Annotated in this window: 16 protein-coding genes and 2 pseudogenes; 10 read left to right on the top strand and 8 right to left on the bottom strand. The window is 39.2% G+C overall.

Annotation, left to right across the window (positions count from 1 at the left end; all coding sequences use genetic code 11):
- Positions 1-62 precede the first annotated feature (62 nt).
- Together cas3f and H4J59_RS19480 are read right to left on the bottom strand one after the other, a co-directional pair.
- Positions 63-2696 carry a type I-F CRISPR-associated helicase Cas3f gene (gene cas3f, locus H4J59_RS12875; RefSeq protein ID WP_310733192.1) on the bottom strand — a complete coding sequence of 878 codons (2634 nt, stop codon included), beginning with the start codon at positions 2694-2696 and terminating at the stop codon, positions 63-65.
- Between the two features lie 78 nt (positions 2697-2774).
- A pseudogene (locus H4J59_RS19480) lies at positions 2775-2978 on the bottom strand (subtype I-F CRISPR-associated endonuclease Cas1); the annotation flags it as partial.
- 511 nt (positions 2979-3489) lie between these two features.
- On the opposite strand from H4J59_RS19480, the gene H4J59_RS12870 reads away from it, so the two are divergent.
- Genes H4J59_RS12870 through H4J59_RS12860 form a run of 3 tightly spaced genes read left to right on the top strand, consistent with a single transcriptional unit; the run spans position 3490 to position 6605 of the window.
- Positions 3490-4356, top strand: a complete 867-nt coding sequence (locus tag H4J59_RS12870; protein WP_182239960.1) for a putative selenate ABC transporter substrate-binding protein — start codon at positions 3490-3492, stop codon at positions 4354-4356.
- Complete coding sequence (locus H4J59_RS12865) at positions 4356-5066, top strand: ATP-binding cassette domain-containing protein (protein WP_182239958.1); 711 nt, start codon at positions 4356-4358, stop codon at positions 5064-5066. Before H4J59_RS12870 ends, H4J59_RS12865 begins: the two co-directional genes overlap by 1 nt.
- A gap of 9 nt (positions 5067-5075) precedes the next feature.
- A complete protein-coding gene (locus H4J59_RS12860; protein ID WP_182239956.1) occupies positions 5076-6605 on the top strand; it encodes an ABC transporter permease in 1530 nt (509 codons plus the stop codon).
- Between the two features lie 402 nt (positions 6606-7007).
- Here H4J59_RS12860 and H4J59_RS12855 read toward each other — a convergent pair whose 3' ends face one another.
- A complete protein-coding gene (locus H4J59_RS12855) occupies positions 7008-7436 on the bottom strand; it encodes an organic hydroperoxide resistance protein (protein WP_182135993.1) in 429 nt (142 codons plus the stop codon).
- 141 nt (positions 7437-7577) lie between these two features.
- Here H4J59_RS12855 and H4J59_RS12850 point away from each other — a divergent pair, with 141 nt between their 5' ends.
- Entirely contained in the window at positions 7578-8018 is a 441-nt protein-coding gene (locus H4J59_RS12850) for a MarR family winged helix-turn-helix transcriptional regulator (RefSeq protein WP_182239954.1), read from the top strand.
- A gap of 308 nt (positions 8019-8326) precedes the next feature.
- On the top strand, positions 8327-11281 hold the full coding sequence (locus H4J59_RS12845; RefSeq protein ID WP_182239952.1) for an EAL domain-containing protein: 2955 nt from the start codon (positions 8327-8329) through the stop codon (positions 11279-11281).
- Between the two features lie 183 nt (positions 11282-11464).
- On the opposite strand, the gene H4J59_RS12840 is transcribed toward H4J59_RS12845, so the two are convergent.
- Positions 11465-13336, bottom strand: coding sequence for a sigma-54-dependent Fis family transcriptional regulator (locus H4J59_RS12840; RefSeq protein WP_182239950.1), 1872 nt, complete (start codon positions 13334-13336; stop codon positions 11465-11467).
- Positions 13337-13673: 337 nt separating this feature from the next.
- Here H4J59_RS12840 and cynS point away from each other — a divergent pair, with 337 nt between their 5' ends.
- From cynS to H4J59_RS12825, 3 genes are all read left to right on the top strand, one after another.
- Entirely contained in the window at positions 13674-14114 is a 441-nt protein-coding gene (gene cynS / locus H4J59_RS12835; protein ID WP_182239948.1) for a cyanase, read from the top strand.
- Between the two features lie 178 nt (positions 14115-14292).
- The gene (locus tag H4J59_RS12830) at positions 14293-15105 is read left to right on the top strand and encodes a formate/nitrite transporter family protein (RefSeq protein WP_182198434.1); all 813 of its coding nucleotides are present in this window, start codon (positions 14293-14295) and stop codon (positions 15103-15105) included.
- A gap of 328 nt (positions 15106-15433) precedes the next feature.
- Positions 15434-17137 (top strand): bifunctional protein-serine/threonine kinase/phosphatase, encoded by a 1704-nt coding sequence (locus H4J59_RS12825; RefSeq protein ID WP_182239946.1) that lies wholly within the window; start codon positions 15434-15436, stop codon positions 17135-17137.
- A 157-nt stretch (positions 17138-17294) separates the two neighbouring features.
- On the opposite strand, the gene H4J59_RS12820 is transcribed toward H4J59_RS12825, so the two are convergent.
- The 3 genes from H4J59_RS12820 to H4J59_RS12810 all read right to left on the bottom strand — a co-directional run bounded on the left by H4J59_RS12820 (position 17295) and on the right by H4J59_RS12810 (position 21079).
- Complete coding sequence (locus H4J59_RS12820; RefSeq protein WP_404852023.1) at positions 17295-19580, bottom strand: molybdopterin cofactor-binding domain-containing protein; 2286 nt, start codon at positions 19578-19580, stop codon at positions 17295-17297.
- Between the two features lie 6 nt (positions 19581-19586).
- Complete coding sequence (locus H4J59_RS12815) at positions 19587-20081, bottom strand: (2Fe-2S)-binding protein (RefSeq protein ID WP_182239942.1); 495 nt, start codon at positions 20079-20081, stop codon at positions 19587-19589.
- A gap of 329 nt (positions 20082-20410) precedes the next feature.
- Positions 20411-21079 carry a glutathione S-transferase family protein gene (locus H4J59_RS12810; protein WP_182239940.1) on the bottom strand — a complete coding sequence of 223 codons (669 nt, stop codon included), beginning with the start codon at positions 21077-21079 and terminating at the stop codon, positions 20411-20413.
- Between the two features lie 216 nt (positions 21080-21295).
- Between H4J59_RS12810 and H4J59_RS12805 the strand changes: the two genes are divergently transcribed.
- Both H4J59_RS12805 and H4J59_RS19865 read left to right on the top strand, forming a co-directional pair.
- Entirely contained in the window at positions 21296-22135 is an 840-nt protein-coding gene (locus H4J59_RS12805; protein WP_182239938.1) for an AraC family transcriptional regulator, read from the top strand.
- Between the two features lie 107 nt (positions 22136-22242).
- Positions 22243-23164: pseudogene (locus tag H4J59_RS19865) on the top strand (IS1595 family transposase).
- A 162-nt stretch (positions 23165-23326) separates the two neighbouring features.
- On the opposite strand, the gene H4J59_RS12795 reads toward H4J59_RS19865, so the two are convergent.
- The gene (locus H4J59_RS12795; RefSeq protein ID WP_182239934.1) at positions 23327-24706 is read right to left on the bottom strand and encodes a Fic family protein; all 1380 of its coding nucleotides are present in this window, start codon (positions 24704-24706) and stop codon (positions 23327-23329) included.
- Positions 24707-24851 lie beyond the last annotated feature (145 nt).

Raw genomic sequence — 24851 nt, 5'->3', positions numbered from 1 at the left:
ACAAACTAGTCTGTGGTTGTATTTTCTAAATTCGTTTTGCTTAATAAATTCATCACTCCAGTCTATTGCGGATGAACCACACCACCATACTGATGCTGGATATGGCGCGTTATAAAATTTTTCATGATTGATATTTTACCCATGACACTAAGGTTAGTTGTATTTTCATCTTTTTCTAATATTCTTAAACCTATCACCAAACTATTCGCTGGTTTTTGTAGGCTCTGATTTAATTTGTCGGCAAAAAATTGATAGGTTTGCGCTGTGGTTAAATTGAACCACCAATAATTACCCTGCGCTAATGCAATGCTCTCAGTAACAAAATGATTATCTTGTGCGATATATTTAGGTGGGTAGCGCGTATCATCTATTTGACTCCACACCAATTCTTCATCTTCAGGTAGCCGTAAAACAAACTCTTCTTGTGGTTGAGATTTTCTAAATTCGGTTTGCTGAATAAATTCACCACTCCAGTCTATTGCGGGAGAATCACACCACCATACTGATGCTGGATATGGCGCGTTATAAAATTTTTCATGGTTGATATTTTCACCCATGACACTAAGGTTTATTCTTAAAGCACGGTGCTCTTGTACGGCAAATGAATCGACCGGTTTTACCGATTTCTTTGTATTCAGCGCTGTTACCTTTAAGAAGTTATTTGAGTCTAGCGGTGGCTCTTTTATTCTTGGTATTGCCGAAATACTGTCAAGTTCAGTCGTTAATAATTCATTTAAATCTTTGCAATTTAACGGCAAGTCAGGGGTTTCAAAGCCTGGTTTACAATAAGCGACACTTTCACCTTTTAAGGCGCGTATATTTTTATTGAGCATAACCACATTAGCGCTAGTCGGTGGGTTTTGTCTGTGGCGTTGAATACGCCCCGCCAATTGAATAATTGACCTGAGCGAACTGGGCTCAGCAATTACCCAATCATAATCATGGTCGCGCCCTACTTCGACGACCGATGTGCCTAACACTATAAACACGTTGTTTTCGGTTGTGCTATTTACAAGTGATTTGGCTATTTCAGGTTGTTGCCATAACAACTCAGCGTCGTAGCGTGTTAGTGCTTTATCTAAACGTGATTCTTTGTAAGAGCGTAACGCCATCGGAAATTTCGAATGATAAATACAAAAATGAAAGCTGTACTCTGCCTTTGGCGACATAGCTAACAGCGCTTTAGCCATGGCAATCATCGGATTAATATTGGCCATGCGGATAACACCAATTGATACTTTTTTTCCATTGTTATGAGTGACAAAATGCGCGTTGTGTAGCTGATGAATTTGTTGATGAATAACCTGTGCTACCGCATCAAAAATGGCCTGTGGATTTTTTTCTTGTTGTACTTTTTCTGAGTACTCATGGTCCACATTCACGATTTTACCTTTACGTGAAACCCTTGTGTTTTTGGTTGATTTTTTTAATCGTGTTGCAACAAAATTTATCGTTTGTTGCTTAAATGCTTTGTCGTTGTTAATGGCGAGTGCTTCACTTTTGTTTTCATCAAACCATGCGCAAATAACATCTTTATTATTGTTATGTGGAAAATTCGCTTGGTTGTAATGCTTTCGCCCAGCGCTATAAGCATTGTATAGCGCTTCAATTAACGCAGGCGGTAAAGTTGCTGAAGACAATAATGCCCGTGACCCTAACATATCGGCCCAATTGACTAAACGACATAAGGCAGATAAATCTTCTAAACTAAAGTTGTCAGGCTCATCTAAAATCAAATCAGAGGTTAACAAACGTAACATGGGGGCTATTTGTTTACCGCCTCGTTTGCTCTCTGTTGCTGGCATTAGATGATCAATGGTACTAACTAATACAGGCGCACTAATTAACGGCTCTAATTTTGAACTAGCTGCCAACCAACGCTTTAAACGACCATCATAAATTTGGCCTTCGTAACTGACATGAAATTGTTGGTAAAGATCGTTGGCTGACTCGCCACCATGATCAGGCTTTGCTGAATCTGTTTCTTCTTTATCTAGCTGGTGTAGTAATTTAACCGCGTTTGAACCAATTAAGACGGCTAGTTCGTCATCACCGAGTTTCAGTAAATCACGATAAGCATCACCTGTTTGCAGTGTTAGAGTGCGTAAACCAAGCGCAACAGAGAACCGACACCCTTCACGCTCATCAGCAAAGGCATACATAACACGTGCATTTGCCATGGTTTTTCCACAGCCAGTTGACGCCATGTTTATGCCAAAAAAACCTTGTTTCTCACTGGCTTTAGCAAAGGTTTTTGCAACTTTAAAGGCTTTATCTTGCCATTGATATTTTTTCTGCTTAGCGCTTTGTGAAAATAATCTATGTTGTGCTATCGCAGGTAGTGAATATTTTAAAGCTGGTAAATTTTTGGCAAATAGAAGCGCATTATGAGCAACGCCAATGTTATGCTCGTCTAACTTTTGCTTTAACTGATTGGTTTTTCTGTCGGTATTAGCATTGGCTTGGTAAGTATTATCCCGCCATTGTGTTTTTGATTCTTTGCTTTCAAGTGAAGAGTAAAAATGGTCTGCTAACATAAGTGATAAGCGCGATAAGTGGCTAATAAAGCGTCGGCCAAGCCAATCAATGTCTTTATTTAGTTTATCTTGTACTTTCTGTTCTATATTTAGGCCTTGATTAGCTTGATTAATATTAGCTAATTGCGTTAACCATTGCTTATCAGTTAAACCTTTCACAAATGCTTCAAATAACCTTAACGACACCCATTCATCTCGGTAAGGTTCTAACTTAGATGCAGTGTTGCCTGTTATTTTTTGTTGAAAAGAGGTGCCATTTCCAAGCAAAAGCACGGTAGTATTGGCTATTGGAATATTAAGATAGAGGTTTTCTGTTTTAGCTTCGGTGAGATAGAGAACTCTGCCATCTTTTTGCATTACACAACAATATTCTAAGTAATAGATATTGGCGCGTTTTGAATGAAGAATGGTTTTCAAATCCGTTGAACTTAGGTTTTCCAATGTAAGAACATAATCCTTTATAATCCCTTATAGCCATACATTGCCCTTGTCACTTTTCATTGTCAATAGATGCATATTATATAAGCCAACATAGTGTATTTTAATTTTTAAACTGAAATCCCTAATACACCTCAAGTTTTTAGTTAACTTGACCACTTCTGATTGATGCCAGCTTAATTCGAATCAAGTCAGACATTTTATCTTTGGTAAGCATTACCCACTAGTTATCTTATTATTAGTTTTATTGGGGGTGAGGGGGTCATTAAGGCTAAGTGTTTATGTGAATACCTGCGATTGGTTAATTAACGTTCAGTAGCTGTGTTAGTTTTTCTAGCAGTGAATCAAGTAACAGCTTCTAAAAAAGGTAATTAAACCCTATTCCCTAGCATTAACACACAGTATTATCCGTAAACAGTGTGTTAATGCTTATTTTAAGAGATAATGTAGCACTGAACACTCGCAATTTTATGGCATTAATGATCATGATAAAGCGCTAATAAAAAGAGATTTTATGAAAAAAATGACCAAACTATTCGCACTATGTGCGTTAACCCTAAGCCTTTTTGTAGGTGCCAACGCGAGTGCGGCCACCTTTACTTTTACCGCTATTCCCGATGCAGATGAGTCTCAGCTGAGAACCCGCTTTGAGCAGGTTGCCCTCTATTTATCCAAGCAACTTGGCGTTGAGGTAAAATATGTGCCCGTTAAGTCTTACTCAGCCGCGGTAACCGCCTTTAGAAATAATCAGGTGCAGCTTGCTTGGTTTGGTGGTTTATCTGGAGTACAAGCCAGACGATTAGTGCCAGGCTCACAAGCGATTGCACAAGGTTATGAAGATCAGTTTTTTAAAAGCTACTTTATTGCCCACTACAGCACAGGCTTAGCACTGAGTGAGAGTTTTCCTGATATCACCGACAAAACCTTTACCTTTGGCTCAAAAGGTTCAACCTCAGGTCGCTTGATGCCACAATATTATATCGAGCAGCACTTAAAGCAAAAACCACAACAAGCCTTTAAACGGGTGGGATTTTCGGGCGACCATAACCGTACTATTGTGCAAGTTCAATCAGGTACTTACCAAGTGGGTGCGGTAAATTATAAAGTGTGGGAAAGTGCCCTCGCCGCCGGTAAAATAGACACTAATAAAGTCAAGGTTATTTGGCAGAGCCCCACCTACCCTGATTACCAATGGACAATACGCGCTGATGTTGAAGCCAATTTTGGCGCCGGCTTTGCTGACAAAGTGCAAGCAGCACTGCTTAATATGAATAGTCCTGAGCTGTTAAAAAGTTTTCCACGTTCTGCTTTTGTTAAAGCTCAAAACAAAGATTTTCAACCGGTGGAAGACGTGGCTAAACAAATAGGGCTTATCGATTAATGCTCACCCTTGCCAACCTAAACCTGCATTATGATAAAACTGCTGGCGCAAATTCCCGTAAAAAAACCGGTAAAAACAAGCAGTCTACTCAGGTAATTTTTGATCTGAGCCTGACCATCAATGAAGGTGAAAAAGTTGCGATTATCGGTCCCTCTGGTGCGGGTAAATCTAGTCTGCTACACCATATTTATCAAGCGTTAATAACCCGTGCGGCTCTGTGTTCACAGCGCCAGGGTTTAGTGGATAATCTCAGCATCTATCACAATATATTTATGGGTGCTTTAGCTCGACACCACTGGTTATACAACTTAGTTAATTTAATGAGACCTTTCAAGCAAGATTTACACGATATTGCAGCGCTTTGTCAGCAGTTAGAATTAGACCAACCCTTAACAAAGAAAGTGGATCAACTCTCTGGTGGGCAAAGACAACGAGTAGCCTTAGCCAGAGCTTTGTATCAACAACAAGATATTTTTATTGGCGATGAACCCTTCTCAGCGCTAGATCCCTTAATGACATCAAGACTACTTAACACCGTATTAGCGCGGCACAACAGTGTCATTATGGTGATTCATGACAGAGCCTTAGCCATGAGCGCTTTTGACCGTGTTATCGCGTTAGATAAAGGTCGCTTGATACTCGATAGCCAACAGCAGAGTATCGACCAAGAGCAAATTACGGCGCTATATCAAACTAGCGCAAGCGCGTAAGCTGCTTTTATGTCGCAACCCAAGCAGCTGCAACCAATACCATCATTGAAAAACCCACAATATGCTTTAGGTTATTGGCAGAAAGTCACGTTATCAATCTGGCTTATTGCCCTGATTATTCTGCCTTTTGCGGATATAGAAATTGTTAATTTTGACCCTTTCCTCGAGTTAACTCGTATGGCAAATGGGTTAGTAACCCCTGACTTTTTCGCCACTGAATACTTATTACAAGCCATTATGCAAACTGTTAACTTTGCCATTATCGGCGTCTGTTTAGGCCTAGTAATTGGTGCTCCCCTCGCACTAATATACCAACACCCGTTAATATCCAGCTGCTGTGCTTTTTTGCGGGCCATTCATGAAATTTTTTGGGCACTGCTATTTTTACAAGTTTTTGGGCTGTCTCCCCTGACCGGAATTTTGGCCATTAGCATCCCATTTGCCGCCACTTTTGCCCGCGTGTTTCACGATATCATCAATCAATCGTCAAATAGCCCTTTAGAAAGTATTGATAGCCGTGCCGATATGATTAGCCGTTTCACTTATGGTAAAATCGCCCAAGTTATGCCGCAACTGATGAGTTACACGCGCTACCGTTTTGAATGTGCCCTGCGCAGTAGCGCCGTACTCGGTTTTATCGGTATGCCCACGCTAGGTTTTTACATGGAAACGGCTTTTAGACAGGGCAACTATAGCGAGGGGGCCGCGTTATTAATGATATTTATTGCTCTTATCGGCACCATTCGTTACTGGTGCCCACCTAAGTTACTCGGGGTTTACCTGGTGATTGCCTGTGTGACACTGATAGATATTCCTCACATCGATAGCAGCTTACTGGTACGTTTTATTAGCCATGATATTTTACCTCCCGCCATAGCAAACGCGGCGACATTGGCTGAGGTTCAATGGTCATCAGTCACGGCTTGGTTTAGCGCTTTGTTGTCAGAGCAAGCTATTCCTGGGGCAATAGTCACCATTACCTTGGCGCTACTGGCCTTGGCAGCCACTCACTTTGTTAGCTTAAGCGCCCATATGATGGCGAGTAAGCATCTATGGCCTGCGCCCCTAACTTGGCTCGGCCGATTCAGCTTATTAATCGGTCGGTCAGTACCTGAATATATCTTAGCCTTTATCTTTTTAATGCTGCTTGGCCCATCAATGCTACCTGCTATTATTGCTTTAGCCATACATAATGGCTGTGTTATCGCTTACTTGGCGGTGAAACAAAGTAACGCTATTGCGCGCCAAGAAATGCAGATAAGTAAGCTAAATCAATTTAACTACCACATCATGCCAACTATCTATCCCAGTATGATGGCTTTGATGTTTTATCGCTTTGAGATCATAGTGCGAGAAACCGCCGTGTTTGGTATTTTAGGCATTATGACTTTGGGGTTTTATATCGACAGTAATTTCAGCGAAATACGCTATAGTAACGCACTCATTCTTATCACCTTTACAGCCCTGCTTAATGTCGCCATTGATATTATCTCAAGACGACTACTCAAATTTGAGAAAACCAGCCAAGCAAGCTGTTAAGTATGGCTACTTTGCATGGCTACTTTATTCGCCAACTTTGGCAAAACACTTCTTATATTTATCGGTGAACAAGCCACAAATAAAAATGGCAGCACCATGAGTTTTATCAATATTAAGCCTGTGGTGTTGTAAAATGAAAAGGCTGTTAACCGGTAAATATCATATGAAAATGGCAACTTAACCTTAAACATCCCATAACAGCATTGTTTGGCATAAAACGGCTATATTAGCGCTTACTTAGTTTAAAATAAAATATAGCCTGGGGAAATAAATCAGGGTAATAGCTTGATTTATTTCCCCAGGCTATTACCCCCACACTATTACAGGCATATTATTACAAGCACAAAAAAGCACGCTCTTGCTGTTGGCAATGCGTGCTTTTATATCAACTTATGTCGCATATTAAATAATTGAAAGTTCCACTGCAATATTGCCACGAGTCGCATTTGAATAAGGACATACTTGATGCGCTTTATCTACCATGATTTGTGCTTGTGCTTTATCCATATCGCCTAATGATATCGCTAGCTTAACCGCGATACCAAAACCACCGTCAATAGCACCAATAGACACTTCTGAATTAATATAAGTCTCGTTAGGTAAACTGGTTTTTTCTTCACCCGCGACAAATTTAAGTGCGCCAATAAAACAAGCGGCGTAGCCTGCAGCAAATAATTGCTCAGGGTTTGTACCTTGCCCGTCATCACCACCTAAACCTTTAGGCGTAGATAATGCAAGCTCTAAACGGCCATCGTCAGATTTTGCTATACCTTCACGTCCACCGGTTGCCGTTGCTTTTGCTGTGTAAGCAATATTTTCTAATACGTTCATCATTAACTCCAAGTGACAATAGTTTAAATTTAGTTTGCATGCAAAATAATATATCAAACAAATACTGATTGCAAATACTTTGTGTGCAAATTAAAATATCACTTAAAATATCACTTAAAATATCACTTCAAGGAGCAACTTATGTCATTTGAACAATTAACGCTCAAAAATCAGCTGTGTCATCGTTTATATATGGCCTCAAACAGCATTGTTCGTGCTTATCGTGAGCCACTAATGAAGCTTAATATTACCTATCCACAATATGTAGTTATGATGGCATTGTGGGAGCAAGACAAAATAACCATTGCAGCGCTGGTAGAAAAAACCGTGATTGATGGTGGTGCGATGACACAAATTTTAAAGAAAATGGCTGACAAAGGCTTGTTAGCCATAATTAAAGACCAGCACGACAAGCGCAAGCGTCTTGTTGAGCTAACGCAAGATGGGCAGGCCTTGAAAATAAAGGCGGTAAACATTCCTAATGAAATAAGCTGCAAGTTCAATAGTATCGACAGCATGCAAGCAAACCAGCTAATGCAATTACTAGATTTGGTGGTGAATGATCTAGCCGACAAGTCCTAAACCAAGATGTTTAGCGTATGAGTGTTAAACGTAAAATAACATTAAATTAGCAAAACTAGATTAGTCATAAAGTTAATATAATCGGCTCAAAAGTTAGCGTCACTACAAAGTTTACCTTAATGCTGTCATCAGTAAATCTGCTGATTATTAATGGATACAGACAAGATGAGAGTTAACTGAAAAATGCCTATCTTCATAATAGAAAACCTACAAGTCAGGCTTTCAGTGCGGCTTGAAACTTAGTATGGATAAGCTATATTAAAATAAGATACGCCTAATTTTCATTAAGTGCTTGAGGTTTGATAGCAATGAATCCCGACTATAATGTTGTAACTGTTGAAGCACTGATTACAGCTTATGATCCTATATTAGTCTTTTTATCCATACTCATTGCTATCTTGTCATCATTCAGTGCTTTTGGCATGGTTGAGCGAAATATTTCCAGCCGCCAAAGCAGTCAAAAAATAGCTTGGAATTTATTCGCGGCTTCCATGATGGCTATCGGTATTTGGGCCATGGGTTTTATTGGCTTTTTAGCGTTAAAGCCTGCAATGCCCGTTAACTATAATGTACCCACAATAATCTTGTCTGTTCTGCCTTTAATTTGTGCTTGTAGCATTGTTCTGTGGTTGATAACACAGCAAGCTTTTAACTATTTCCGACTATTAGCCGCTGGATTGTTGTTGGGTTCAGCTATCAGCCTGATGCACTATATAAACATAGCTACCATCAGCTCAAACACAGTGATGGTTCATAACGCTGGTTTAGTTTATCTTGCCAGCTTTATTGCTCTGGCATTGGCCATAGTGGCACTGAAAATACAGTATCAAGCTATTCACCAAAGCCAATACAAATTTACAACTAAAAAACAAATTGTTAGTGCGGTAGTTATGGGATTAGCCTTCTCTGGTATGTACTATCCCGCGATGACAGCGTTGCAGTTTATTCCACAAACACCCAACAAAGTCATTGATGGCCTTGCTGCAAACACATTAGCCTTAATGGTCACTGTGATGATATTACTACTATTGCTCCCCGCGATTATCATTCCGTATTTTCTAAGATACAAGCAGCTAATTAATACAGTGAACCAAGATGCAGCACGTCTCCATGCCATGATGGATACATCACAGGATGCATTAATTCAAATGAATGCCAAAGGCGATATTGTTGGCTGGAGCGCTCAAGCACAAGGTGTCTTTGGTTGGACAAATAAGCAAGCTGTAGGAAAGGAACTGGCAAATCTGATTATCCCAATACCATTGCGTGCTGCACATAAAAAGGGCTTGGAGCATTTTATGGCCACGGGTGAAGGTCCTATTCTAAATAAAATAATTGAGGTTGAAGCATTACATCAAGACGGACATAATCTTCCAATAGAGTTAACAATTTCTTTTATTAAGCTAGCTGATGGCTTTGAATTTAATGCGCTTGTTCGAGATATCAGTCAGCGCAAAAAAGCCAAAAAAGCACTCGTGGTTGCGAACGAAAAACTGGCTTTTCAAAATAAAGAAAAAGATAAGCGCACAGCTCAATTAATACGTGCCAACCAAGAGATAGATAGACGAGCAAATGAACTAGCCCTTGCCGCGAGTGTATTCACCCACGCCCTAGAAGGTATTTTTATTACTGATGCGGCAAATAGGGTTATTGATGTTAACAAAAAATTTACTGCCATTACCGGTTACTCCCGTGAGGAGGTCGTTGGCCAAGCCCCACATTTCTTCCAAACAGACCGTCATCCACCTGAGTTCTATAGCGCGATGTGGCAAGTCATTAGATCTTCTGGCCAGTGGGCTGGTGAAATATTAAGTCATCGCAAAAATGGTGAAAAATATGTTGCTAGCATCACCATCAGTGCTGTAAAAAATGCTGTTGGCAAAGTTAGCCATTATGTTGCCCTCTTTAGTGATATTACCCTGCAAAGAGATCATCAATGCCAACTAGAAGAGATGGCCCATTTTGACGCCTTAACTAAGCTACCTAATCGTGCATTATTTGCTGATCGATTAAACCAAGCTATGCTGCAATGCCAACGTCATCATAACTCGCTCGCGGTTATCTTTATGGATTTAGATGGGTTTAAAGAGGTTAATGATACCTATGGTCATGCTATCGGTGATGAATTACTTATTATGGTGTCTCATCGAATGAGTGATACCTTGCGTGAAGTGGACACACTTGCCCGTATCGGTGGTGATGAATTTGTCGCCGTATTAAATGATTTAGTTAACGCTGAAGATTACAAAATGCCATTAAAACGCTTACTCCTTGCCGCATCAAAGCCTATCACTGTTGGCGATGTGGTATTAAAAGTATCCGTTAGCATAGGTGTTGCGATCTATCCTCAAGATGATGCCGATGCTGACATACTTATCCGTCATGCCGACCAAGCCATGTATATGGCGAAAAAAGCAGGTAAAAATTGTTATCACTTGTTTGATAGCGCCCTCGATAACGCCGTTAACCTTAAACTAGAAAGCATCAGTAATATCAGAGCAGCACTGAATAAACATGAGTTTGTTTTGTACTATCAACCGAAAGTCAATATGTCTACAGGTGAAGTCGTGGGCGTTGAAGCATTAATCCGCTGGCAGCACCCTGTCCGTGGCTTAGTGCCGCCATTAGATTTTTTATCGCTAATAGAAAATCACGCCATTAGCCTAGATATAGGTGAATGGGTTATCGATACAGCGCTGAATCAAATAAGCCAATGGCAAAGTATCGGTATCACGTTGCCGATTAGCGTCAACATCAGTGCTTATCAACTCCAGCAAACTGATTTTGTTCAACGCTTAGCGATATTATTGGCTTCACATCCTGATGTGTCACCGCATTTGTTAGCATTAGAAATATTAGAAACCAGTGCATTTAGTGACATCAACTACATTATACCGACCATGAAATCTTGCCTTGAGCTTGGTGTGCAGTTTGCTCTAGATGATTTTGGTACCGGATATTCCTCACTAACGTACCTTAGACGCCTACCCGCCAACCTAATTAAAATAGATCAGAGTTTTATACGCGACATGCTCACTGACGCAGATGATTTAGCCATTGTTTTGGCTGTTGTTAGTTTGGCGAAAGCCTTCCAGCTTGAGGTGATCGCTGAAGGAGTAGAAACTGTTGAGCATGGTACGGCTTTATTACAATTGGGTTGTAAATTAGCGCAAGGTTACGGTATAGCAAGGCCGATGCCCGCCAGTGATATTCCAACCTGGCTGAGCAGTTGGCAGCCATATCAAGCTTGGCTACACAAATAATATGCTGCAACTATTATAAGCAGCCTGGGAACCACAAGGTGTTAAATCATCTCAGGTCTGCATAGAATTAATCTAACGAGAAATAATCAGAACATTGCTCTCAATCGTCAAGATAATAGAATGTGGTAAATGTGTAGCCCATAGTATTTCTATAACATCAAACAGCCACTAGCTATCACCTGATTAAGGCGTAAATTCCTGACGATTTAAGCCATATTTTTTTAACTTTGACGCCAATGTTGTCGGTTTTAAGCCTAATAGCTGAGCAGCACCCTCCTCACCATAAATTTTACCTTGGCAATGTTTTAACGCATTAGCCAAATTAGTTTTTTCAAGTGATTTTTGTTCTTCTACTCTCATCAACTGCGGAGCCACTTTAGGGTTAAATGATTCATGATTAAATACCGATTCATTAGCCAAAAATTCGAAGTTTATTTTATTACTTTTGGCTAAGATTATCTGACGTTCAATAATATTTTCCAGTTCTCTAATATTGCCGGGCCAAGGGTATTGAGTTAAATACTGCATTTGCGAAACTGACACTTGTGGCTTAGGTCGATTAAAGTTTAAACACACTTTATCAATAAAATGTGTTACTAAAAGCGGAATATCATCGCTACGCTCTCGTAATGCCGGTGAATGAATAGGAAATACATTGAGCCTAAAATATAAGTCTTCTCTAAATTTATTCTGCTGAACTAAAGTCTTTAATTTTTGATTAGTGGCTGAAATAACTCTGACATCAACATGTATGGTTTTCGACTCTCCTACCCGCTCAAACTGCTGCTCTTGTAATACCCGTAATAATTTCCCTTGCAGTTGTAAAGGAATTTCACCGACTTCATCTAAGAAAATAGTCGCGCCATCCGCCAGTTCAAATCGTCCAACTCGGTCTGATATTGCGCCTGAAAAAGCGCCTTTTACATGACCAAAAAATTCACTTTCAAATAAGTCTGCCGGTATTGCCGCACAATTAACTCTAATTAATGGCCGGGCTTTTCGTTCACTGACTTCATGAATCGCTCTAGCAATTAGCTCTTTACCTGTACCTGATTCGCCAGTAATGATGACATTCGCATTAGTAGCTGCCACTAACTCTATTTGATTAACCATATGCTGCACCTGCATACTCTGACCAATGATCTGGTGATGATTAAAATCTGCATTTAATTCTTCAAGCAAATACGCATTATCCATTTCAAGGCGTTCTTTTAGTGTATCTACCTCTTTTAAAGCGTTTAACAATTTAGCTTGAATAGACTTTCTTTGTGTTATGTCTCGAAAAATAACTACGGCGCCGATTAATAAACCATTTTCAGTTACTGGGGTACTTTTATATTCTACCGCCACTGGCATACCACTTTTTGACCAGAACACTTCGTCATCAACACTGTGTACTTCTCCATCTTTAAAAGCAGCATAAATCGGGCATTTGTAAGCGTGGTAATGCTCGCCATTGGCATGCGAATGATGAATCACGTCATGAATACTTTTCCCAACAAGTTCTACTTTTTCCCAGCCTAATATTTGCTCGGCCGCTGCATTTACAAAAGTGGTATTCCCGTCAACATCTACGCCATATATACCGTCACCTACCGCACTGAGTAACAATTGATTTTGTCGCTCAATTTCTTCAAATACACTTTCGTTAGCATTCCAATGAACAATACCCGCTTTATATTTAGCTTGCGCTGTTGCTTGGTGGTAACGGGCATAAGTCACTTTCGCACTTTGACAAGAAAACAAAAGCTTATTGTCAAAAGTGCTAGCGGTAATATCTAAATATACTTTTTCATTATTGATGGTGAGAAATAGATCGTTTGTCCACGCTTCGCCCTGCGCTAATATTTGTTGAGTAAAGTGAATTAACTTATCTAAACAGCCAGTAAAAAACTGCGTTACGCTAACCTTTGTTAACGTATTATTTTCTAGCTCAACGTCGCTTTCGATAGCAAATAATACTGCAGCTTTGTGGTTTAACTGCAAAATTTTATTATTAAAAGGATCAATATATAACAGTGCGTTAGGTGCATTTAAAAATAAGTTTGCTTGCATAAAATATTCCTGATGACTTATCAACTAACCCCACCATTCAATTTCCAAGCCAAGCAACGATATTTCGTGAAAAATAGCACGAAATATCGTTTATCACGAAAAATCGTTGCATTGCACAGACTAGTAAAACAATTAATATCAATAAAAATCAGTTACTTAATTAAAATACAGCTATTGGCATAATTTTCGCAATTGTTAATGTCAGTAGATAACAAGGTTAGTCGTTTGATGGTTAAATCAACGCGTAATTTAAAGTGCTTGCACTGTGTTGAAAATAACGCACCAAGATTAAACAGCTAACTTAATAAAATAATATTTTTAATCTTAAGGAAGTCACATGAATAAGCTCGATGTAACTGAAGCAATATTTGCAATAAAAATTGAAAAAGAACTTAGTTGGCAGAATATTGCAGATGCTGTCGGTATGTCTATCGTTTGGACAACCTCAGCCTGTTTAGGCATGAACAGTTGGCCTGAAGTTGAAGCTGATAAAGTAATTGAATTTTTAGCCTTACCTAAAGAAACAAAGCAAGCCCTAATGGCCTACCCAACCAAAGAGTGGGATAAGTCAGTACCACAAGACCCATTAATTTATCGTATATACGAAGTGGTAGGCGTCTATGGCGATACCCTTAAAGAGGTTATTCAAGAAAAGTTTGGTGACGGCATCATGAGTGCTATCGACTTCTCTATGGAAGTAGAAAAAGAAGAAAATCCAAAAGGCGATAGAGTCATTTTAACCTTGAATGGTAAATTTTTACCCTATAAATCGTGGTGATCTTATTTGGTGCGCCAAGCTAATTAAAGTTGTGCAACGCTGGCAAATAAAGCAAAAAAAACTAAGTGATGAATTATATATTAAATAAAAATCAATACGTTACATGACTGGCATTTAACTTGCTTTGTTAGGTAAACAGTAAAATGAATTAACCTTACTATTAAATAGAGATATAACAATGGCTTATATAGAACCCAGTGAATTTGTAACCAAGATGGTGGACGCAGGTGAACAGAAAGTTTACATGTCTACCAAAGATACTCTTATACGTGCTTTTATGGCGGGCGCTATTTTAGGCCTAGCTGCGATATTTGCGATTACGGTGGCAACTAAAACAGGTAGCCCTATTTTAGGCGCCTGTCTTTTCCCTGTTGGTTTTATCATGCTTTATTTGATGAAGTTTGATCTACTCACTGGTGTATTTACACTGGTACCATTAGCCTTATTAGACAAGCGTCCCGGTGTTACCTTTGGCGGCGTAATGCGTAACTGGGGCCTGGTCTTTTTAGGTAACTTTGGCGGAGCAATGACCACAGCCTTTTTAATGTCCTTTATTTTAACCTATGGTTATTCGGCTGACGGCGGTGCTATTGCAGCTAAAGTAGCAAGTATTGGTGAAGCAAGAACCGTAGGTTACCAAGAACATGGCTTAAGCGGCTGGATCACTATATTCTTCCGTGGCATGTTATGTAATTGGATGGTATCAATGGGTGTGGTTGGTGCGATGATCTCTACTTCTGCTGGTGCTAAAATGGCCGCCATGTGGATGCCCGTAATGTTGTTCTTTTTTATGGGTTTTGAACATTCAATTGTTAACATGTTCTTATTCCCATTCTCAATGATCATGGGGGGTGACTTTACTGTTTATGATTATTTGGTATGGAACGAAATTCCAACGGTATTAGGTAACCTTGCCGGTGGCTTATTATTAGTAGGTTTACCACTATACTTTACACATGTTAAAACATCGCCAAGCAGAAAAATTGCTTAATTCACTATTTATCAATGGTTTATTCAAAGCATAAGCTTGTATGAGTCAATTAATAAATAACGAATACCCATTTGATTAAATAAGTGATGTACTTTTTCATGAGGAAAAATGGCTAAATACAAGCCATAAAATTTAGTCTGTAGTTATGCTACTTATAAATTTTATAACGCCGTATTTTTTCATTCTAACCATTAAAAATGATCAGGTAATTAATCAACTTGGAATAATATCAATGTAGATAAAAGACTTCGTAATTTAGGTTACGAAGTCTTTTTATTGCTTCAAACTTTACCGATTTAAGCTAATTTTAATCCATTGGAAACAAGTAATGAGTCAAGCATTAACTGTGAGTATTGGCGGCGCTACCAATAAAGGTCGAAAAAAAATCAATCAAGATTTTCTCGGCAGCATCATTCCTAAAGAACCCATGCTTAGCAGCAAAGGGATTGTACTTGCCATGGCTGATGGTATTAGCTCAAGTAACGTCAGCCAAATTGCCAGTGAAACAGCAATATCGAGTTTTTTAGAGGATTACTACTGTACCTCTGATTCGTGGTCTGTTAAAAATTCTGCACAAAAAGTCATTAAGTCGATTAATTCATGGCTTTATTCGCAAACACGTAATAGCCCTTATCGCTTTGATAAAGACAAAGGCTACGTCTGCACCTTCAGTGCACTGATATTAAAATCAAATACGGCACATCTTTTTCATTCAGGTGATACACGAATTTATCGTTTATCAGGTCAACAATTAGAGCAGTTAACCGAAGATCACCGCCGAGTTGTTTCCGCCGATGTTAGCTATTTAACCCGCGCTTTAGGGGTTAACCAAACATTTGACATTGATTATCAAAGCCAGCTACTTGAGCAAGGCGATATCTATATCATTGCCACTGACGGCGTTTACGAGTTTTTAAATAATGCTCAAATCGCCAATAGCATTAACAATGCCCAGAGCTTAGATAATGCTGCTGATACCATCATTACAGAAGCACTTGCCTTAGGGAGTGATGACAACCTCAGTGTTCAAATTGTCCGTATTGATAACGTGCCCAGCTATCAGCTTGATGAAGTGCATCAACTGACCTTGTTGCCATTGCCGCCAAGACTTTCACCCAGAATGCAGTTTGATGGTTATGAAATTATTCGCGAAATATATATTAGTAGCCGAAGCCATGTTTTTTTAGCGCGCGACAACGACACACAGCAAACCGTAGTGATAAAAACGCCATCCACTGAATTAAGAACCGACACGCAATACCTTGAGCGTTTTATGCTAGAAGAATGGATAGCTAAACGCATTAACAATCCACATGTTGTTAAAGCCATTATTCCAAAAAGAAAGCGTCATTATTTATATTTAGTGACAGAATTTATTGATGGTATTTCGTTAAGTCAATGGATGATAGACCATCCAAAACCAAGCTTAGAACAAGTTAGAAATATTATTGAGCAAACCGCAAAAGGCTTACAGGCTTTTCACCGCCAAGACATGATACATCAAGACTTACGCCCAGCTAATATCATGATTGACAATACTAAGACGGTAAAAATAATAGACTTTGGCTCAACCTTTATTGCCGGTGTGACCGATGCTGACACCGAAGAAATTATGCGCGGTACCATTCGTTATTCAGCTCCTGAATATTTTTTAGGACATTTAGGCACACAGGCGTCTGACCTTTATGCGTTGGGCGTGATCACTTATCAAATGTTATCAGGTAAATTTCCATATGGTCGTGAAATAGCACAAGCGAACAGCGTATCAGCACAACGTAAGCTCAACTATAAATCGATGATCAATGATAATACTGAATTACCCTTTTGGATTGACGATACACTTGAACGCGCCTTAAAAATTGATCCCTTAAAACGCTACTCTGTGTTATCAGAGTTTGTTCATGACTTGCGACAGCCGAATAAATTATTTTTAGCAAAAAATAAGCCGCCGCTAATGCAGCGTGATCCTGTCATGTTTTGGCAATGGGTTAGTCTTATTCTATTGCTGCTGTTGATTGTACAGGCACTTTAAAAAATATTGAGTCTAAAATTTGCAGTAAAATTTAGCATGGAAGATGAAAATAAAAAGCCCTTAGTCGCGATGAAGACAACTAAGGGCTTTAATAAACGGGTTAACTATAGTCTTTATTACTCACTATAACTCACTTAAAAGTGACAACCTTTATTGCTTAAGCATTTTTGATTGCTGCGGCGGTAATAGGTAAATCTCGCACTCTAACACCCGTTATTTGAAAAATAGCATTGGCTATCGCCGGTGCTATCGATACTACGCCTGGTTCGCCCAAGCCAACAGGAAACTCATCGCTTTCAACAAATTCAATATCGAGCTCAGGTACGTCACTCATACGTAATGGTGAGTAGGTGTTTAAGTTGAGATTACTCACCTGACCATTTTCTATCGGGCTTTGTTCGTGTAAGGCTAAACTTGTTCCCCAAAGCATAGAGCCTTGAACTTGCGCTAATGCACCATCAGGGTGAACAATAACACCAGCATCAACAATCATGGTGAGCTTTTTAACGGTTATTTTTCCTGAGCTAGGCTCAACATGAACCTGAGCAGCACAAGCCATCCAAGCCGGCATGGTACGTTCTTGGCCCGAACTTATCGCAACACCCATGCCTTCATTCTTAGCGAGTTTAACCTCTTTGGTTTTTTGCTTAAGAATGTTGAGTACATTCGCTAATCGCTTGGCACCACCGACACTTTCTGGTGCTTTACCGGCTTGTTTACCTAAACCGTCAAGCATGGATAAGCGAAAATCAATCGGATCAGTTTTACTTTGATGGGCAATTTCATCAATAAATGATTCTAATCCCCAAACAATCCAACCCTGCCCAACAGATCTTAACCAACCAGGCAGTATGGTTTCTTGTGCTAGGCTATTATTGACCACGCGCACACGATGATTGTCCATGCTGTACCAGTGATCGGCACCACTGGTAGAAAACATATCAACACGCGTTTTTTTATCTAAGCTTTCAGGCATAAATCCTGGTGCCATGGCTAAGGTTGGCCAACCGGCAGCCAGTGCATGCTCCATACCGGTAAATTTATTTTCCTGATCAAACACCGCTCGAAACGAGACGACAGACGGCGATCTGGGTTGATCGAATCGAGAGTCATCTTCACGAGTAAATACCATTTTTACTGGCTTGCCAATTGCTTTAGCGGTTAATACCGCAGGTATCGCATAATCGCCGAATAAACGACGACCAAAACCACCACCAAGATATTGCTGATGCATAACAACTTTGTCATCAGTTACTTGCAGCGCTTTAGCAATGGCTGGCAAGGTTAATGACTGCCATTGATTACCGGTATAAACATGCCAAAGACCATCTTTTTCTTCTACGGTGGCGTTAACTGGCTCTAAAGCGAAGTGTAAAACGGTATGCGTGCGATAAACTGCATCAATCGCTTTATCAGCTTTAGTGCTTGCCGCTGAGAAATCGCCCTCATCAACAAACAATCCGCCTTCGCTCTTATCGGCAACTAAGCGCTCTCCTTCTTGGAGAATATCTTGCTCACTAACCTTAGCGGTTTTACCCACTTGATAACTAACGTTTAAGGCATCAGCCGCTTGAATGGCGCCATAATAACTATCAGCCGCGACACTAACCCAACCCTGAAGGTTGTCACTCGGGTCTTGCAAGAGATAATAACCCAAATAACCTTTGATTTTCTGGGCGGCACTGTCGTCAATATTCGTGACTTTACTGCCATATCGGGTCGGTGGAATAATCGGTCGAGCATAGACCATACCGGCCAACTCTATATCAATACCATAAACGGCTGAGCCATTGGTTTTAGCTGGAATATCAAGCGCTAAGGCCGGTTTTCCTACTAAGCTTCTTTTACTTGCAGGTTTTAACGGTAAGGCGCTAATCTCTTCTGGTGTAAAGGCACGATTAAAATGGCCTTTGGCAACAATGTCACCAAAACTAATCGAGCGATCTTGATAAAGTACCGCGCCATTTTCTACGCTACATTGCTCTGCAGGGCAATTTAAGATTTTCGCTGCCGCTGCTATTAAGGCTACACGACCTGCAGCACCCGCTTGAGACATGGGCTTAAATGTTTGAAAAACTGACCATGAACCACCCGTGACCATATAACCCCATTTAGGATCGGTGTCGACATGCGTGATGGAGACTTTAGACCAATCAGCTCCTAGTTCATCAGCAACAACACGTGCTAGTGCAGTGCCAATATGTTGGCCCATTTCTGCCTTAGCAATATTAATGTTCACTTCACCTAATGGGTTGATTTCAAACCAAACCGTTGGGGAAAATAATTTATTTTTCAGTGTTTCTTGAGGACTATCACCTAAGCCTACTGCGCCAACTAAGGGGGCAAAAGCCATTAATAGTGAACCACTGACCGAACCTACTAAAAATCGACGTCGAGATAAGCTGACATCATTTTTTGCATCTTTAATATTTTTCATTGCCATACGCCTTTATGATTGTTGCGTTGAAGAGCTAGGATCAAAAGTTTGTACATCGGATGGCATCACACCTGCTGCATTTTTAATCGCACTTTTAATCCGTACATAAGCCATACAGCGACATAAATTTCCACTCATATGATCAACAATTTCTTGGTCACTCGGTGACGAATTACTGGCTAATAAAGTAGCGGCTTGCATAATTTGTCCCGACTGGCAGTAGCCACATTGCGGCACCTGTTCATCAATCCATGTTTGTTGTAATGGATGTTTGTTTTCTAAACCTTCAATCGTGGTGATATTTTTATTTTCTGCGGCTATTAATGGAAAAGAGCATGTTCTAACTGGCGCACCGTCAATATGTACGGTACAAGCACCACACAGACCAATACCACAACCAAACTTTGTGCCTTTAAAACCAAATTCATCACGGATAATCCATAATAATGGTGTGTTTACATCAGCAGCAGAGGAAACCTTTTTCCCATTTAACTTGAATACAATCATAGCTTTCTCTTCCAAAATTGAGTTGAAATATTAACAACTCATCAATTTATTAAGTACGCCACTTATGAAAGTGGCTAATTATTTATCTAAACGTGCTTGGCACTCACAGAGCTTAATAAAACGATGTTTTCAGGGCACTGCTCTCTCGAAAAAAACCGCTAGGCCAACCAAAGCACCGTTAACATTACATCTTATATTTTTCGATATTCAACATTTTAATCGAACTCTAGAGCCTAACAAAACCAGCGATTAACATCACACTGACAACGCCGTTTTATAGCGCTAAATTTAACACTTTTTATTAATGGCTTTTTATTAAACGATCAAAACTAGGCATAATCGTAGGTGCCACCCGATTTTAAGGCTTTTTGATACCCTGCTCGAGCCTGAAAACGTTTAACGTAGGCAATAATTTTTGGATAATCTTGGTCAACTGTCTTCCCTGCCGCCCATGCTTCTAAAGGAAAACTCATTTGAATGTCAGCGCCTGATAGCTGATCGCCAGCAAACCATTCATTATCAGTTAAATGGCTTTCAATTAACGCTAAATTAGCCGTGATATTGGGCCCAACATAGCCCGCCATGACTTTTTTCATAATGGCTTTAGCTATGTATTTAACAAAAAATGGCTTAGATCTTTGCACTGCCTTTTCTAAAATGAGTTTCAACAGTAATTGCTGCATCATAGTACCTTCAGCAAAATGTAACCAGTATAGATACTGGCGATGCGCTTCAGTTTTGGTCTCAGGAATGAAATTATCCTCACCATAAGTTTGAGCAATATATTCAATAATCGCTCCCGATTCTGCCACAGTAATGTCACCATCGGTAATTACTGGAGATTTACCCAAAGGATGTATTTTTTTAAGGCTGACAGGCGCTAAATTAGTCTTGAGATCACGTTGATATTGTTTTACTTCATAAGGTACGCCGAGTTCTTCCAAAGCCCAAAGCACCCGTTGAGACCGAGAATTATTTAAGTGATGTACAACAACCATAGTTTTCTCCAGTAAGATAAAATATCAACTAAGCTTTTGCCATTCGATTGCCACTCACTTGCCAGAGTTAGCATTTACCTTGGCAAGCCATTTTTTATGGCCACAACTTAGGGCATGACTTAGGGCACAATAATGCAAGCCTGTGTTATTTTAGTATCTTTATTACTTGCTGTCGCATAGGATTGAACCCTATAACTATACTATCGGACTATTTTCATGCTTTGGACTTCCAGTGTTGTATTACAGCATGATATTAAGCAACACCACCATAACCTGCATGAGTTTGTTGTCTGCTTACAAGGCAGTGTAAACATCAGCATTAATGACGAAGTGCATCACTTTTCAGCTGGACACTCTATTTTTATCCCCGCTACATATCTACATACTATTGCTATTGATAAGCAGAACGCTACCAAGTTACTCTTTGTCTGCATTAGTCCACCGTCATTTGATACTTTGTCAAATCCTACTAACCGGCTGTTTTTAAATACGCTATCTGAAGGTGGCTTTTTAATAAACAATAACCAAGTTAACAGCGATGATAGTACTGAGGAAATGCAAAAAATTGCTAATGAAATCGAAGCATCTCCTGATTCCAGCTCGCTACTGCATGCCAGTTTAAAAGAAAATTTATACTTGCGGTTATTACTTATTCATATGAGCAGTGCCGGTTATGAACAGAATACAAGTGCGCAATCATCGCTGCGAATGACTAAAGCTCAGAATTGGATTCATGACAACTATGCCATGGATATCACGCTGGAAATGGTGGCAAATCAAGTTAACATATCGAGAAGTCATTTTGCTCGTCAATTTCGTCAGCACACAGGATTCAGTGTCATTGAATATCTCCTCAAGGTGCGCTGCGATGCTGTGGCTAAATTACTTGCCAGCTCAGACACCGATATAACAGCAATAGCATTCGCTACAGGCTTTAGTAATTTAAGCCATTTATACCGACACTTTAAACGCCGCTATGGCATAACTCCTGGCGCTTTTCGACAGATGATTAAAAATCAAGGAACGCCACTTAATGAAGAAAGGCGAAAAATTTAAACTAAATTTAGTGACTAATACCTGATCAGGCTAAAGTCGGCTATGTCGTCTTTCGGTGTGGGTAAACTATACTTAACGTACTAAAACCTAATAATGGTAGGTGCAACATGGCTTCCAAGCAGTTTCAAAAGATACTACATCACGTTACAAATTTAAACTACTCCCAGCTTAAAAAACTTCGCCATGAAGTCGAATCAAATATAGCTAGCCATCAGGTAGGTCAAGCTATTGCGATCATGAAGAAACAATATCTCACTATCTTCATTGTAATTCTCATCAATTAAATCGTTGGGGGATGACAAGGCAAGGAATTCAACGGTTTAAATGTAAATCATGCAACAAAACTTTTAATGCACTTGCTGATTCACCTCTTTATCGCATGAAAAAATCGGAGAAATGGATTGAGTACACGAAACTAATGTGGGAAGGAGTATCCCTGAGTAAATCAGCTAAAGCCTTAGACATAACGCTTAGAACGTCATTTTGCTGGCGACATATGTTTATCAAAGCCCCTGCTAGCTTCAATCCATCAGAACTTACAGGCGTTATTGAAGCCGATGAAACATTCTTACCGGAATCTTTTAAAGGTAAGAGAGTTATTGACCGTAAATCACGCAAACGTGGTGGTGGACGAATCAAACAAGTCCCTATCTTTATTGCGCTTGATCGTAGGGGCGCTGTATCGCACAAGGTTTTAGAACGCAATACAAAAGAAAATATTCAAGCCCAATTAAAGCCGCTATTATCATCAGGTTCAGTGCTTTGTATGGATGGTAATTATCATACAAAGGTATTGCGAAGGAACTAGATGTTGACCATAAGCGATTGATAGGACTTGATAATCAACGAGTTATCGATGGTGTATACCATATTCAAACCTTGAATAATTACATGAAACGCTGGAAAGGTTGGTTGAAAAGGTTTAATGGCATTGGAACAGACTACGTTGAGAATTATTTAAGTTGGTTTAGATTTATGGAAGATAACGGTGAGTATTCAGATCAAACGTGGATAAAAGAGGCTTTATGATCTAAATTTTAAACTACAACATAGCAATTCAAGATAGTGCTCAGCTAAAAAAATAATTAATTCAATTTCAGAAAATACTTAACCTTATAGGTGTTACTGTTTTTTTTGTGTTTACAAAAGTGTGTACATTAGTTGGGGTCGCAACATGCGACCTCAATCAATTTATGGTGTAAATCCACTATTATCAAGTTGTGATAATAGCTCATTTAATTTCTCTAGATGCTCAGGGTTATCATCAGAAAAAACTTTATACTTATCAATAAGTTTATTTAATTGCTTATTTGGAGACTGATGAAAATTAATGTTTCTCTGAATATCCTCTGATAATTTCCTGATACTGACCTCTATTAACTTTTTATCGTTGCCTTTCCAAAAGATATTAAATACAGGCTTTTCTTCAATAAGGTTTATATGGTAACGCAAGCTACGTCCACCAGATTGAGATGGAGTTAATATACCTTTTTGAACAAGATCTTTTAAATCACGCGTAGCTGTAGCTGACGAACAGTTAGTTATAGACTGGTATTTATCAGGGCTTATCCCACTTTCAATCAAACCTTTCTCGCCAAAATCAAAGAACTTACTCGTGATTTTTTGCTGACGTTTATTTAAGATTGTATCTTTGTGATGATCCCAGAAGATAGATTTCTTTAAGATGAAATCAATTTTGTTTTTAGCATCAACTTGGGCATTTTTTGTTGTTTCAGAAAACCATTTTACCCAGTTGGTTAGATCTACAGATGGGTTAATACGAGAACTTTCGGCAAGCATTTTGTAATATTCATCTCTATTTTCATTAATTGGTGTAGATATACTAAATAAAGGTGGTATTTCAAAATCCTGAAATAGTGCATGTTCTGATATGGCACGAGCTATACGTCCATTGCCATCACCAAAAGGATGTATTGAGGTAAACCACATATGAGAAATTGCAGAGCGAACAGGGCCTGGAAGGAATGTGCCATTATCATTAAGTGGAGATGTTTCATTGTACCAATCAATAAAAGCGGCCATTTCAATTTCAACTGTTTCACCTGGAGGTCCTTCGAAAACCACTTCTTCATAATCACCATTACCAGTAACAATATCTACTGGTCCATTACGATAATCGCCTACTTTAATATTTTTTCTAGCGCAATAATCCTCTTGTCCTGTTAAAAGTAGTTTATGCCAACTACAAACAATTTCTTTAGATAAATTATTGGTAAAATTGTTGCGAACATCAATAAGCAATGAAGCAATGCCATTTTCTTTATGGAAGATACCTTTAGGTTGAGATAATTCTAGATCTAAATAACGAGCAAGAGATGAGCGCACTTCTTCACGATTTAAGTTTTCACCCTCAATTTCACTGGTATTAATTGCTTCTTCAACCATTAAGTATATATAGGCTTCAGATTTATTATTTTGATTAAGTTGGGAAACTTGCCCCTGAAGATTAGAAGAAATTTTAGTATATTCACTTATGATCTTGTTAATACCATCAGATTGAAATGTAAATTTTGGCCAATTAGGATGTTGCCAGTTATATTTTAAGCTCATATTAGTTACCTTTTGCATTCTAATCACAATAGCGTTATTTTTGATTAGAATAAAGGAATTGTTCTAATAATTCTTTTATTCTAATCAATAGAGATATTTTTTTGATGAGAATAGCCACTCTATTCTCATCATTTTTATATTTATG

It is taken from the genome of Colwellia sp. MB02u-10, assembly GCF_014077185.1.
In the GTDB taxonomy this organism is placed as follows: Bacteria; Pseudomonadota; Gammaproteobacteria; order Enterobacterales; family Alteromonadaceae; genus Cognaticolwellia.
Note: the sequence above shows the minus strand (reverse complement) of the source record. Positions and strands in the feature narration are given on the sequence as shown.